Source organism: Streptomyces sp. NPDC001204 (assembly GCF_053598035.1).
Genome location: NZ_JBSFJL010000028.1, coordinates 44,461 through 57,981 on the forward strand (window position 1 = coordinate 44,461; position 13,521 = coordinate 57,981).

At 73.4% G+C, this 13,521-nt stretch carries 9 protein-coding genes, 4 tRNA genes and 1 other RNA gene; 8 read left to right on the plus strand and 6 right to left on the minus strand.

Features of this window, described 5'->3' with window-relative positions:
- Positions 1-40 precede the first annotated feature (40 nt).
- The 7 genes from ACWC91_RS30470 to ACWC91_RS30500 all read left to right on the plus strand — a co-directional run bounded on the left by ACWC91_RS30470 (position 41) and on the right by ACWC91_RS30500 (position 4,142).
- Positions 41-112, plus strand: a tRNA-Gly gene (locus ACWC91_RS30470).
- An 81-nt stretch (positions 113-193) separates the two neighbouring features.
- Positions 194-266: transfer RNA gene (locus tag ACWC91_RS30475), tRNA-Gly, on the plus strand.
- Between the two features lie 128 nt (positions 267-394).
- Positions 395-1,363 carry an ABC transporter ATP-binding protein gene (locus ACWC91_RS30480; RefSeq protein ID WP_450643161.1) on the plus strand — a complete coding sequence of 323 codons (969 nt, stop codon included), beginning with the start codon at positions 395-397 and terminating at the stop codon, positions 1,361-1,363.
- A complete protein-coding gene (locus ACWC91_RS30485) occupies positions 1,360-2,136 on the plus strand; it encodes an ABC transporter permease (RefSeq protein WP_450643159.1) in 777 nt (258 codons plus the stop codon). The genes ACWC91_RS30480 and ACWC91_RS30485 overlap by 4 nt, the downstream gene beginning before the upstream one ends.
- A 30-nt stretch (positions 2,137-2,166) precedes the next feature.
- The gene (locus ACWC91_RS30490; protein WP_450643167.1) at positions 2,167-3,426 is read left to right on the plus strand and encodes a sensor histidine kinase; all 1,260 of its coding nucleotides are present in this window, start codon (positions 2,167-2,169) and stop codon (positions 3,424-3,426) included.
- Positions 3,423-4,046 carry a response regulator transcription factor gene (locus ACWC91_RS30495; protein WP_141359990.1) on the plus strand — a complete coding sequence of 208 codons (624 nt, stop codon included), beginning with the start codon at positions 3,423-3,425 and terminating at the stop codon, positions 4,044-4,046. Before ACWC91_RS30490 ends, ACWC91_RS30495 begins: the two co-directional genes overlap by 4 nt.
- Before the next feature lie 23 nt (positions 4,047-4,069).
- Positions 4,070-4,142: transfer RNA gene (locus tag ACWC91_RS30500), tRNA-Gly, on the plus strand.
- Positions 4,143-4,186: 44 nt separating this feature from the next.
- Here the strand turns inward: ACWC91_RS30500 and ACWC91_RS30505 are convergent.
- The 6 genes from ACWC91_RS30505 to ffs form a co-directional block, all read right to left on the minus strand.
- Positions 4,187-5,086: a phosphoribosylaminoimidazolesuccinocarboxamide synthase gene (locus ACWC91_RS30505; RefSeq protein WP_225076339.1), complete on the minus strand. Its 900-nt coding sequence runs from the start codon at positions 5,084-5,086 to the stop codon at positions 4,187-4,189.
- An 86-nt stretch (positions 5,087-5,172) separates the two neighbouring features.
- Positions 5,173-6,666 (minus strand): N,N-dimethylformamidase beta subunit family domain-containing protein, encoded by a 1,494-nt coding sequence (locus ACWC91_RS30510; protein ID WP_450643156.1) that lies wholly within the window; start codon positions 6,664-6,666, stop codon positions 5,173-5,175.
- A gap of 262 nt (positions 6,667-6,928) precedes the next feature.
- Positions 6,929-8,896, minus strand: coding sequence for a hypothetical protein (locus ACWC91_RS30515; protein WP_450643154.1), 1,968 nt, complete (start codon positions 8,894-8,896; stop codon positions 6,929-6,931).
- A gap of 294 nt (positions 8,897-9,190) precedes the next feature.
- A complete protein-coding gene (gene purD, locus ACWC91_RS30520) occupies positions 9,191-10,444 on the minus strand; it encodes a phosphoribosylamine--glycine ligase (protein WP_402593859.1) in 1,254 nt (417 codons plus the stop codon).
- 146 nt (positions 10,445-10,590) lie between these two features.
- Entirely contained in the window at positions 10,591-12,972 is a 2,382-nt protein-coding gene (locus ACWC91_RS30525) for a DNA polymerase III subunit gamma and tau (RefSeq protein ID WP_450726116.1), read from the minus strand.
- 47 nt (positions 12,973-13,019) lie between these two features.
- An RNA gene (gene ffs / locus ACWC91_RS30530) (signal recognition particle sRNA small type) lies at positions 13,020-13,114 on the minus strand.
- 73 nt (positions 13,115-13,187) lie between these two features.
- Between ffs and ACWC91_RS30535 the strand changes: the two genes are divergently transcribed.
- A tRNA-Ser gene (locus tag ACWC91_RS30535) sits at positions 13,188-13,275 on the plus strand.
- Positions 13,276-13,521 lie beyond the last annotated feature (246 nt).

The following is a 13,521-nucleotide window of genomic DNA, read 5'->3' on the forward strand; positions in this document are numbered from 1 at the left end:
CGAGGGGCGAGGCCGGAAGGCCGAGACCCACGGAGTCCATGCGGGTGTAGTTCAGTAGTAGAACATCCCCCTTCCAGGGGGAAGGCGCAGTGTGCAATTCCTGTCACCCGCTCTGCACCGCCGGTCTCGACCACTCCTGTGGATCAGGTAGGCTGGTGCTCGCGCCGATCGGTGGGAGCCGGTCGGAGGCAATGCGGACGTAGCTCAGTTGGTAGAGCGCAACCTTGCCAAGGTTGAGGTCGCGAGTTCGAGCCTCGTCGTCCGCTCGGGAAAAAGACCCCGGTCCATCGGACCGGGGTCTTTTCGTTGTCCCCCGGTCCGCTCTGACATTTGTCATGCCCGGTGATGACACCGCGCACTGCTGCGGTCCCCCGGCCGCCGGGACGCTGGATGCATGGACACGGACGAGCACGTGATTGAGGTGACCGGCCTCCAGCGGGTGTACGAGGGCGGATTCGAGGCGGTGCGCGGTATCTCCTTCCACGTGGCCCCGGGGGAGATCTTCGCGCTGCTGGGCACCAACGGCGCCGGCAAGACCTCGACGGTCGAGCTCCTGGAGGGCCTGGCGGCGCCGACCTCGGGGCGCGTACGGGTGCTCGGACACGACCCGTACGCGGAGAGGGCGCTGGTACGGCCGCGCACCGGGGTGATGCTCCAGGAGGGCGGATTCCCCTCCGAGCTGACCGTCGCCGAGACCGCGCGGATGTGGGCGGGCTGCGTCAGCGGGGCCCGCCCGCCCCGCGAGGTGCTGGCGCTGGTCGGACTCGAGCGGCGGACGGACGTACGGGTCAAGCAGCTGTCCGGCGGCGAACGGCGCCGCCTGGACCTGGCGCTCGCGTTGCTCGGCGAGCCCGAGGTGCTGTTCCTGGACGAGCCGACGACCGGGCTGGACGCCGAAGGACGCCGGGACACCTGGGAGTTGGTGCGGGCGCTGCGCGACGGCGGGACGACCGTGCTGCTCACCACGCACTACCTGGAGGAGGCCGAAGGGCTCGCCGACCGGATCGCGATCCTGCACGAGGGACGCGTCGCGGCCGCCGGGACCCCGGCCGAGGTGACCGCCGCGCAGCCGTCCCGGATCTCCTTCGAACTCCCCATGGGCTTCTTCCTGGGCGACCTGCCCCCGCTCGCCGAACTGGGCGTGTGCGATCACGAGATGGACGGCCGCGCCGTACGGCTGCGCACCCGCGAACTCCAGCGGACCGCCACGGAACTGCTGCTGTGGGCCCGGCGGGCCCGAGTCGAACTGCGCGGCCTCGACGTGCGGTCGGCCTCATTGGAGGAGGCCTTCCTCGGTATCGCGCGGGACGCCGCAGCGCCTCGGACGACCCGGTACAGGGAGCACAAGGAGTACGCGGCATGAGCGCCACCGTCACCACCCCCGCCGGCCGGATGGCCGCGCTCGCGCGCGCCGAGCTGGCCCTGCTGGCCCGCAGCCGGAGCGCCCTGGTGGCAGGTGTGCTCCTGCCGCTGGTGCTGCCGTTCAGCGTGCGGTCGGCGGCCGCCCAGATGAACCTGAAGGACGCCGGGCTGACCATCGGGCTGGTCATCCTGCCCGCCGCGATCGGCTTCTCCCTGCTGTTCGCCGTGTACTCCACCCTGGTCGGCGTGTTCGTCTCCCGGCGCGAGCAACTGGTGCTCAAGCGGCTGCGCACGGGCGAGCTGCGGGACGCCGAGATCCTCACCGGGGCCGCGCTGCCGGCCGTCGCCACCGGCCTCGTCCAGTGCCTGCTGCTGACCGGCGCGTGCACCGCACTGCTCCACGTCCACGCCCCGCGCGCGCCCCACCTCGCCGTCGCCGGACTGCTGTTGGGTCTGCTGCTCGGCGTGCTGCTGGCGGCCGTCACCGCGGGCTTCACCCGGACCACCGAGAGCTCCCAGGTCACCTCGCTCCCGCTGCTGATGGTCTCGATGGTGGGCTCCGGGCTGGCCGTGCCGCTGGAGCTGCTCCCCGAGCGGCTGGCCCGGTTCTGCGAGCTGCTGCCGCTGACTCCGGTGATCACGCTGGTGCGCGGCGGCTGGACCGGAGACCTGGGCGTCCACGACATCCTGCGGGCCCTGGCCGTCGCGCTGGCCTGGATCGCGATCGCGGTGTTTGCTGTACGGCGCCGGTTCCGCTGGGAGCCGAGGCGCTGAGAGGTGGGGGGAGAGGTGGGCGGACAGGCCGTGGGCGGGCCCGTGGGCTGGTGGCGCAGCAAGAGCACGCCGGCGAAGGTCGAGACGTACACACGGTGGTCGTTCCACTTCTTCGCACTGATCGAGGCGGTCGCCTTTGGCCTCTCGGCCTTCCGGGAGGCGGGGCCGAACCCGGGGACCTGGCTGCTGCTTCTGGTGTGCGGACACGCCTTGACCTGTGCGGTGACCGCGGCCAGGGCACTGGACTGGACGCGCGGCAGCCGTCCACAGCCCGTGCGGATGCTGTGGACGCTGGCCGCTGTCACCGCGGTGACCGCCACCGTGGCGATGGCGGTGTCGGAGCGCGCGCACGGCCCGAAGGCCGACGACGTCGCCACCGCGGCCGGCGCCGTCTTCGGGGGCGTGCTGGTCATGGGCGCCGGCATCATCGCGCTCGGCGTGCGCAACCGGCGGCGTGTGGTCGCGATCGTGCTGGGCTTCGCGGCCGGCTCCGGTCTCTACACCTTCCCGCTGGGCATCCCCGGCGTCGCCGCGCTGGCCACGGCGGGCGCGGTGCTGGTCGGCGGCGCGTTCGTCGCCTTCACCTCCGTCTTCTCCGTCTGGCTGCTGAACGCCGTCTACGCGCTCGACGAGGCCCGGGAGACCCGCGCCCGGCTGGCGGTCGCCGAGGAGCGGCTGCGGTTCGGGCGGGATCTGCACGACGTGCTGGGGCGCAACCTCGCGGTGATCGCGCTGAAGGCGGAGCTGGCCGTGCAACTGGGCCGGCGCGGCCGGCCCGAGGCGGTGGAGCAGATGATCGAGGTGCAGCGGCTGGCCCAGGAGTCGCAGCGCGAGGTCCGTGCCGTGGTCCGCGGCTACCGGGAGGCCGACCTCGCCGCGGAACTCGCCGGCGCCCAGGGCGTCCTGGCGGCGGCCGGCATCGAGTGCGCGGTCACCGGCTCGCCGGCCGGTCTGCCCGCGCCGGTGCAGTCCGCGCTCGGCTGGGTCGTCCGGGAGGCCGCCACGAACGTGCTCCGGCACGGAGACGCCCAGCGGTGCACCGTGTCCCTGCGCGTCGCCGACGGCCGGGCCGAGCTGTGCGTCGAGAACGACGGGATGCCCGAGTCCCCCGCCGGTGACCGGCCGGGCTCCGGGCTCGCCGGTCTGCGGGAACGGCTGTCGGAACTCGACGGCACCCTGCGGGCGGGTCCCTTGGGGCGCGACCGGTTCCGGCTGACCGCCGAGGTGCCGTTGCCGCCGCCCGCCGCCGATCCCGAGACCGCCCGTCCGTTGAGCGAGGCCACCCGATGACGACGTCCCCCGTGCCCGTACGGCTGCTGCTGGCCGACGACGAGCACCTGATCCGCGGCGCGCTCGCCGCCCTGCTCTCGCTGGAGGACGACCTGCTGGTCGTCGCGGAGGCGGCGAGCGGACCGGAGGCACTGGCCATGGCGCGGGCGCACGTGCCCGACGTGGCCGTGCTGGATCTGCAGATGCCGGGCGCGGACGGTGTGAAGGTCGCCACATCCCTGCGGACCGAGCTGCCGGACTGCCGGGTGCTGATCGTGACCGGTCACGGACGGCCCGGACACCTGAAGCGGGCGCTTGCCGCGGGTGTGCGCGGGTTCGTCCCGAAGACCGTCAGCGCCCAGCGGCTCGCCGAGATCATCCGCACCGTGCACGCCGGAAACCGCTACGTCGACCCGGAGTTGGCCGCCGACGCGATCTCCGCCGGGGACTCGCCGCTGACCACGCGGGAGGCCGAGGTGCTGGAGTTCGCCGCCGACGGGGCACCGGTCACGGAGATCGCCGAGCGGGCCGCGCTGTCACCGGGGACCGTACGGAACTACCTGTCGTCGGCCGTGACCAAACTGGGCGCGGAGAATCGACATGCGGCAGTACGGCTCGCACGGGAGCGAGGTTGGGTATAGTTGGCCTAGCGCCACGGCGCAATGCGGACGTAGCTCAGTTGGTAGAGCGCAACCTTGCCAAGGTTGAGGTCGCGAGTTCGAGCCTCGTCGTCCGCTCGGGAAAAAGACCCCGGTCCATCGGACCGGGGTCTTTTCGTCTGCTACGACCAGCTCGTCCCCGTCAGCCGCTCGTACGCCTCCACGTACTTCGCCCGGGTCGCCTCCACGACCGGCTCCGGCAGCGGCGGCGGGGGCTGCTCGCTCCCGCGGTCCCAGCCGGACTCGGCGGACGTCAGCCAGTCGCGGACGAACTGCTTGTCGTACGAGGGCTGCGCGCGGCCCGGCTGCCACTGGTCGGCCGGCCAGAAGCGGGAGGAGTCCGGGGTGAGGACCTCGTCGGCGAGGACGAGCGTGTCCCTGTCGAAGCCGAACTCGAACTTGGTGTCGGCGAGGATGATCCCGCGGTCGCGGGCGATGTCCCGGGCCCGGCCGTAGACGGCGAGCGTCGCCTGGCGCAGCTGGGCGGCCGTCTCCGCGCCGACCTGGCGGGCCACCTCCTCGTAGGAGACGTTCTCGTCGTGCTCGCCGACCTCGGCCTTGGTGGCCGGGGTGAAGATCGGGGCGGGCAGCTCGGAGCCGTCGGTCAGGCCCTCGGGCAGGGCGAGGCCGCAGACCGTGCGGGTCTGCTCGTACTCGGCCAGGCCCGAACCGGTGAGGTAGCCGCGGGCCACGCACTCCACGGGGACCATCCGCAGGGACTTGCAGATCAGGGTGCGGCCCGCCCAGTCGGCGGGAGCGCCCTCGGGCACCTCGGTGCCCAGGACGTGGTTCGGGGCCAGGTCGGCGAGCCGGTCGAACCACCACAGGGAGAGCTGCGTGAGGATGCGGCCCTTGTCGGGGATCTCGGTCGGCAGCACCCAGTCGTAGGCGGACATGCGGTCGCTGGCGACCATGACGAGGTCACCCGCCTCGTTCTGGTACAGGTCGCGCACCTTGCCGGTGTGCAGATGCACCAGGCCCGGAACCTGGATCGGCTCGGGCTTTTCGACGAATCCGGACACGGTTCCTCCCCGTGGTTCTGTCCAATGGCTCGATTCTCCCGTATGGGAGGGATCGGTTCCGGGCTGGGGTGGCTCCGCGGTGGCGCTCAGTCGCGCTTGCAGATGCGATCCAGGAGGTTGACGGTGGCGCGCTGGACCCGGGCGTCGACGTGACCGGGGCGGTCCAGGGCCGGGGACCAGGCGAACGTCCCGGCGGCGAAGACCAGGGCGCCGGACGGGGCCCGGTACAGGGACGTCTCCTGGTGGCGGGTCACGCCCTCACCGTCCGTGTACGGGGAGTGGGCGAGCAGGATGCGGTCCTGGTACTCGGGCAGCGCAGTGCGCGGGAAGTAGCGGTCGGCCTCGCCCGCGACCAGGCCCGTGATCTCCTCGCCCTCCTCGGCCCCGGTCGCCTCCCACAGCCAGTGGTCGGCGTTGCGGACGATCAGCGGATGCGGCTCGGGGACGCGCCCGGCGTACTGGATGCCGACCAGCTGCTGCTCGGGCCGGTCGATCTCCCGCCACAGCACCGGCCGGCCGGGGCCCTTGCGTTTGCGGCAGGTCAGCAGGCGGTCGGGGACGCCGGACGGGGAGGGGCCCAGTTCGACCTGCCAGTACATGCTGTTGGCCGACAGGAACACCAGGGACGTGCCGTGCTCGCGGGCGAGTTCGACGGTGCGGCGCATACCGGCCGACCAGTACTCGTCGTGGCCGGGGAAGACCAGGCCCCGGTAGCGGCTGGGGTCGACGCGGCCGGCGTGCAGGTCGCGGGCGTCGGCGTAGGCGAGGTCGTAGCCGTAGCGCTCGGCCCAGCGGATGACGTCGTAGGCGTGGCCCACGTGCAGGGGCAGGCCCGCGCCCGCGTAGGGGCGGTCGAAGGAGACGGTGGTCGCGGCGTCGGCCTCGCCGAGCAGTCGGCCGTGCTCGTCCCAGGCGTGGTAGAGGCTGGCGCCGGTGTGGCCGTCCTCCGGGTAGAGGTTGTAGGCCTGCCAGGTGATGTCGGGCAGGAGCAGCAGCAGGTCCGCGGGACGGTTGTCGCGGACGGTGAACGGGATGTGGGAGCGGTATCCGTCGGCGGTGGTGAGCACGGCCGCGTACGCGCCGACGCTCCAGTAGGACGGCACCTGCAACCGCCAGGACAGCCACCAGTGGTGGCAGGAGACCGTGCGGTCGGCGGTCAGCGGCGGGGGCTGGACGATGCCGGACAGGCGCGGGCTGGTGGTGATCTTGGCGGCGCCGTCGCCGCCGTAGTGCCCGATGCGGTAGACGTCCACGCCGAACTGCTGGGGCGGGTCGACGGTGATGTGGAAGTCGATCGCCTCGCCGGGGGTGACGGCGCCGGGCGAGACGAAGCCCTTGATCTGCCGGTGGACGTCGTCGGCGGAACGGGGGCCGACGCCGGAGGTGCGGGGGGCGGGGACACGGGGGCCGCCGGACGGCGTCTGCGGGGACGGGTCGACGTACCAGGGCACGACGTGGCCGGTGTCGTCGAAGTACGTCTCGCTGCCGCGCAGCCAGGGGACGGGGCCCAGGCCGAAGGGGTCCGTCACGGCGTGCGCGAGAGCTCCCGACTCCCAGCGGCGAATCTGCTCCGATCCCATGCCCGATCCCCTCCCTCGTGCCCCCGTGGTCTCATGCGGCGGTGCGGGTCTGTCGGTGGCCGCGGTGACCGACGCGTCGGGTCGGCGTGTGACGGTCGGCGTGTCCGGCTGTGGCTGTCGTATGTCGCACGCGCTTGCCACGTGCGCTATCGGTCCCAGCACATCACATAACGCGCGCATCCTGTCACTATTCGTTGTGAATTGGCCGAAAGTGGAAGAGGGGGATCCGCTAACGCGGCTGCCGGGACGGCGTCGCCCCAGGTCAGACCAGCCGTACGGGCTTCTCCGGACGTATGCCCGAGTCGACCAGCCAGGTCCGCAGCGGGACCGGGTCGCCGTACTCGACCAGCGCGAGGACCCTGGGGCTGAGGTCGGCGGCCCTCTCGCCGTTGATCAGGAGGGCGGGGCCGTCGAGCCAGTCGAGGCCCGGGGAGGCGTCGGCGGTGTCCATCGCGGCGCAGCACACCATCGCGGTGACGTGGTCGGCGAGGAGTTCGCGGCCGGTGCGGGGCGGTTCGAGCGGGAAGAGGGGCAGCGAGTCCTCGTTCCGGAGGGGTGTGCCGCCGAGCTGCTCGGCTCCCGCCGACACCGTGCACGCCGGTGGCGCCGACGCCTCCTCGCGGGCCAGCTCGGCGCTGATGCCGGCCGCGAGTGCGGCGCCGCGCTCGCTGCCGAGTCCGGGGTCCTCGTCCGGCGGGGCGGGCACTCCGGGGGCGGCGGCGTGGTTCTCCGGACTTCCGTGCCGGTCGCGGTCTGCATGATCTACGTGGTCTACGTGATCTACGTGTTCTGCCGGATCTCGGTAGTCGCCGTGACCCTGGTTGTCGTCGTGCCCGCCGAACTCGCCGTACGGGTGGTACGCGCCGCCGCCGTGAGCCGGCCGGACGTCGTCGGCCGGGAGTCCCCTCCGCTCGGAGAGCTTGCCGGAGGGGGACGGTGCGGACAGGTGCTCCAGGACCCGGGCCAGGGTCGGTCCGTGCGGATCGGCGGCGGAGCCGGGGGAGCGGCGGACGCCCAGGGCGTCCAGGACACGGTGGAGGCGAGCGGCGTCGGCACGCCATTTGCGGTCGACGACCTCGTCCGGGTACTCCTGCCAGTCCACCGGACACCAGTGCGGGCCCCGCTCGGCCGGGCCGCCGTGGAAGAGGCGCGCGGCCAGCAGCGAGGCGGCCTCGTCGATGGCGCCGGGCTCCTCCAGCAGATCGCAGGCCGGGCGCTCGCCGAGCCGGGAGGCGAAACCCTCGGCCAGGCGGTCGCGGCGGGACAGTTCGGTGAGGGCCGCGACGACACCTGCGTCGAGCCGGGAGGGCCAGCGGCCCATGCGCCAGGCGGGGAGCGCGACCCGGGTCAGCAACCGGTCCCAGCCCGCGTACGCCAGGCCCACCTGCTCCTGGGCGACGATTCTGAGCCCGTAGTCCACAGCCTGTGCGCGTTCCGCCGCCGCGGCCGCCACGCCGCGCTCCATCTGGGCCGCGTGCTCCCGGCAGCCGCGCAGCAGCAGCCGGACCACCCAGCCGAGTCCGGCGCACACCGGGCGGATCAGGGGACCGCGGCCGGGTGCCGAGGCGACTGCCGCCGCCGCGTCCAGACCGCGGACGAAACGCCGGGCGGCGGCTATGTCCGGGTGCGCCGAGGGTCCCGTACCGGCGACGACCGGGGCGAGCACGGCCCGCAGCTCGCCGACGCGCATCCACCACAGGAACGGGGAGCCGATGACGAGGACGGGCGTCGCCGCCGTACGACGCGGGCGGGCCGGGGAGAGTCCGCGCTGGGCGTCCGGCTCGCCGTGGAGGTGATCATCCCCCGGTGGAAGGCCGTGGGCCGGGTGCGTACGGTCCTCCAGCCAGCTGTCGCAGTCCGGGGTGAGCTCTATGGCCGACGGGGCGGGGACGCCGAGGCGGTCGGCCAGATCGTGCACCAGGCGGTACAGGTCCGGGGCCGACTCCTCGGTTATCGGGACGGTCGGGCTCATCGCGGGGCGGGCACGGGCCACGACCAGCCCGATGCCCGCGGCCAGGAGCAGGACGACGACCGCGACGGCGCCGACCACCCAGCGGGCGACGTCCCAGCCGTGGCCCACGAGGTGCCCTGCCGAGCCGCCGGCGAGCAGGATCACGGCGAGGGCGGCGGGCAGCAGGGCGAGGGCCAGCGCCCGGCTGCGTACGCGCAGCACGGCCAGGGCCCTGGAGCGTGCGGCCTGCACAGCGACCTCCACACCCATACCGGTCACGACCGCCCGTCACCCCCTCCCGACTGTCCTGGCGTTGCTCATTCCCCCACTGTGGCACCCATGACTGACATCGCAATGCCGGTGGGCCAAGTGCCGGAATGCCTGCGCGCACCCTAGTTGGACCCCCGGCCCGCGTCAGCCGGATGGAGCATTGGTCACTCGATGGAATGGCTTTGGTCAGAGCCGAACGACAGAGCGCATTGAGCAGGCCCCGGCTCGTGGAGCCGGGGCCTGCCGGCGAGGAACGGAGCCGGTGAGGAGAACCGGTGCGGGCAAAGGGGCGGGGTCGCCGCGCTACGCGTCCGCCGCGGCCCGCGCCGCGATGTCCGAGCGGTGCTGGGAGCCGTCGAGACGGACCCGGGCGACGGCTGTGTACGCGCGGTCGCGCGCCTCCGTCAGGTCCTTGCCGGTCGCCGTGACGGACAGGACGCGGCCACCCGCGCTCAGAACGGCATCGCCCTCGCGCCGGGTGCCTGCGTGCAGCACGTACGCGTGCGGGGCGTCCTGGGCGGCCACCTCGTCGAGGCCGGTGATCGGGTCGCCGGTGCGCGGGGTGCCGGGGTAGTTGTGCGAGGCGACGACCACCGTGACGGCCGCGTCGTCGCTCCAGCGCAGCGGCTCCAGATGGGCGAGGTCACCGGTGGCGGCGGCCATCAGGACACCCGCCAGCGGGGTCTGGAGGCGGGCGAGGACCACCTGGGTCTCGGGGTCGCCGAAACGGGCGTTGAACTCGATCACGCGGATGCCGCGGCTGGTGATGGCGAGCCCCGCGTAGAGCAGGCCGGAGAACGGCGTGCCGCGGCGGCGCATCTCGTCGACGGTGGGCTGAAGGACGCTGTGCAGCACGTCGTCCACGAGCTTGGGGTCGGCCCAGGGCAGCGGCGAGTACGCGCCCATGCCGCCGGTGTTCGGGCCCTCGTCGTTGTCGAGCGCCCGCTTGAAGTCCTGGGCGGGCTGGAGCGGCAGGACCGTCTCGCCGTCGGTGACGGCGAAGAGGGAGACCTCGGGTCCGTCGAGGTACTCCTCGATCACCACACGGTCACAGGCCGCCGAGTGCGCCCTGGCCGCCTCGATGTCGTCGGTGACGACGACGCCCTTGCCGGCGGCGAGCCCGTCGTCCTTGACGACGTAGGGGGCGCCGAAGGCGTTGAGGGCCGCGTCGACCTCCTCGGCCGTCGTGCAGACGTACGAACGGGCCGTGGGTACGCCCGCCCCGGCCATCACGTCCTTGGCGAAGGCCTTGGAGCCCTCCAGCCGCGCGGCCTCCTTGGAGGGGCCGAACACCGGGACGCCCGCCTCGCGCAGGGCGTCGGCGACCCCGGCGACCAGCGGGGCCTCGGGGCCGACGACCACGAGGTCGGCACCCAGCTCGGCGGCCAGCGCGGACACGGCCGCGCCGTCGAGGGCGTCGACCTGGTGCAGCTCGGCGACCTCGGCGATGCCGGCGTTGCCGGGCGCGCAGTGCAACGCGGTGACGGCGGGGTCGAGGGACAGGGAACGGCACAGGGCGTGCTCGCGGGCGCCGCTGCCGATGACGAGGACCTTCACGAGGTCAGCCTAACGGCAGCGGCGCGGCACCCTTTGTGCGGGCCGCCGAGAGGACGGCGGCGGGGCGCTCGTAGGTTCCTCCGAGCGGAGCCGGGCCGGAACCGCACCGAGGCCCCACTGCGCCGCTCCGCACGTCTGTTACGCCGCTACTCCGTCGAATACTCCTCGACCACCGTCGCGCCCAGCTCCCGCACGATCAGTTCGTGACCGGACAGGGCCGACTCGTCGAGGTCAGGGTCGTCGTCCTCGGGGATGTCGTCCTCGGGGGCGACGGGAGCCGGCTCGGGGGCGGAGGGCCGGGGTGCCTGGGCGGGCGCGGGTGCCGCCGCGGACGGCGGCCGGCTCGAGGACGAGGCGGGAGCGGGCGCCGCCGGAGCCGTGGGCTGGGGAGCCGCCGTACGCTGCGCCGCCGCGCCTCCCCCGCCGCCGTAGCCGCCGCCACCTGTGCTGCCGTAGCCACCGCCTCCGGGGCCCGCGCCGTAGCCGCCGCCCACGGGTGGGGCCCCGGAGCCGCCGCCTCCCGTCGGGTCGACGATCGCCTCGATCTTCCACTGGACGTTGAACTGCTCGGCCAGTGCCTGGCGCAGCACGTCCTCGCTGCCGCTGCTCGCGAAGTTGTCGCGGGCGCCGGCGTTGACGAAGCCGATCTGGAGGGTGGTGCCGTCGAAACCGGAGACCTGGGCGTTCTGGCTGAGCAGGATCCAGGTGAAGCGACGGCGGTTCTTCACCGCTTCGAGGACGTTCGGCCAGAGGACGCGGGGGTCGAGCCCGCCGCCCGCCGGGGCCGGCGGGGCGGGGGACACCGGTGCGGCGGCAGGCCTCGCCGCGGGTGCCTGCTGTGCGGGCGCCGGGGCGCTGGGCGCTCCCTCCGCGCCCGGTGCCTGCCCGCCGCCCGGGGCTGCCGCGGTGGGCCAGCCGCCCGGCCGGCGGCCACCGCCCGCGGTCGCCGCGGTGGGCCAGGCACCGGGCGCGGCGGGAGCGGCGGCCGGCGGGGCGGCAGCGGGAGCGGCCGGCGGGGCGGCAGCGGGAGCGGCCGGCGGGGCGGCAGCGGGAGCGGCCGGCGGGGCGGCAGCGGGAGCGGGAGCGGCCGGCGGGGCGGGCGGAGCCGCCTCCTGGGGACGGTCGCTCACGGCGCGCGCGGGAGGTACGGGGGGCGCGGGGGGCGCCGGAGGCGCGTCAGGGGCCCCCGTGCCCCGCACGGCCGCCCGAGCCGCGGCGGGCCCACCGCCCGGCGGAACAGGAGGAACAGGAGGAGCCGGAGATACCGGCGCCGCGGGCGCGGGACCTCCCGCCGCGGTCGGCGCTCCCCCGTGCACGTCGGGTCCGGGCACGTACCCCATCGCGGGCGCACCCCCGCCCGTGGAGAAGCTGACACCGCGCTCGATCCGGTCGAGGCGGGCCATCACGGACCGCTCGTCGCCGTAGGCGGCGGGCAGCAGTACGCGGGCGCAGATCAGTTCGAGCTGGAGGCGGGGCGAGGTGGCGCCGCGCATCTCGGTCAGCCCCTCGTTGACGAGGTCGGCGGCGCGGCTCAGTTCGGCGGCGCCGAAGGAACGGGCCTGGGCCTGCATCCGCTCGACGACGTCGGCCGGGGCGTCGATGAGCCCCTTCTCGGCGGCGTCCGGCACGGCGGCGAGGATCACCAGGTCCCGCAGCCGCTCCAGCAGGTCGGCCACGAACCGACGGGGATCGTTGCCGCCCTCGATCACTCGGTCGACGACCTCGAAGGCGCCGGAGCCGTCACCGGAGGCGAAGGCCTCCACGACGGAGTCGAGCAGCGAGCCGTCGGTGTACCCGAGGAGCGAGGTGGCCATGGCATACGTCACACCCTCCTCCCTCGCACCGGCGAGCAGCTGGTCCATGACGGACATGGAGTCACGCACGGACCCGGCGCCGGCCCGCACGACGAGGGGCAGCACCCCGTCCTCGACGGGAATGCCCTCCTTCTGGCAGACCTCGCCGAGGTACTCCCGCAGGGTGCCCGGCGGCACCAGGCGGAAGGGGTAGTGATGGGTGCGCGACCGGATGGTCCCGATGACCTTCTCGGGCTCGGTCGTGGCGAAGATGAACTTCAGGTGCTCCGGCGGCTCCTCGACGACCTTGAGCAGCGCGTTGAAACCGGCCGACGTGACCATGTGGGCCTCGTCGATGATGTAGATCTTGTACCGGCTGCGGGCGGGACCGAAGAAGGCCTTCTCGCGCAGGTCACGGGCGTCGTCCACACCACCGTGCGAAGCGGCGTCGATCTCGATGACGTCGATGGACCCCGGGCCGTTCCTGGCCAGGTCACGGCAGGAATCGCACTCCCCGCAGGGGGTCGGCGTCGGCCCCTTCTCGCAGTTCAGGCAGCGGGCGAGGATCCGCGCGCTGGTCGTCTTGCCGCACCCGCGCGGACCGCTGAACAGGTACGCGTGATTGACCCGGTTGTTCCGCAGCGCCTGCTGCAACGGGTCGGTGACATGCTCCTGCCCGATGACCTCGGCGAACGACTCCGGGCGATAGCGGCGGTACAGCGCGAGAGACGACACGCATACGAGGTTATAGGCGCCCACCGACAACGTGTCCGGCCGCGGACGCAAGCGCCCCCCACGCACCCGCCAGAGCCGACCTACCCTTGCTGCCTTCCGGCCCTGGGGGAGTTCAGTCAGATAGCGCCGCGTGAGGGGCTCCGCAAAGAGTACCCGATCCCGGGGACCGACAACGAGTTCGCGAGCACTCCTCCGAGTCATGTAATGTTTCCGGCGGAGGATTCGCCTAGAGGCCTAGGGCGCACGCTTGGAAAGCGTGTTGGGGGCAACCCCTCACGAGTTCGAATCTCGTATCCTCCGCCAGTGCCTCACCGGGCACGATGTCGAAGGGCCCCCTGGAAACAGGGGGCCCTTCGACGTTGTCCGTCCCGGTTTCCGTCTCAGTCGGATTTTTTCCGGGCGGGCATCCGCGCCGCTCCCCCAGGCTCCCAACCTGTGATCCCCCCGATCACGACGTCCGGGACCCCGAGAATCAGGAGGACGGTCGCAGCGGTGTGGCGAGCGTCATGGAGGCGGCCGTCCCGTACACCCGCGTCCCGGAGAAGCCGC

Bases quoted from the DNA above. Each gene is read 5' to 3' on its own strand.
- ACWC91_RS30480 (WP_450643161.1), top strand. From the start codon at position 395: ATGGACACGGACGAGCACGTGATTGAGGTGACCGGCCTCCAGCGGGTG.
- ACWC91_RS30485 (WP_450643159.1), top strand. From the start codon at position 1,360: ATGAGCGCCACCGTCACCACCCCCGCCGGCCGGATGGCCGCGCTCGCG.
- ACWC91_RS30495 (WP_141359990.1), top strand. From the start codon at position 3,423: ATGACGACGTCCCCCGTGCCCGTACGGCTGCTGCTGGCCGACGACGAG.
- ACWC91_RS30510 (WP_450643156.1), bottom strand. From the start codon at position 6,666: ATGGGATCGGAGCAGATTCGCCGCTGGGAGTCGGGAGCTCTCGCGCAC.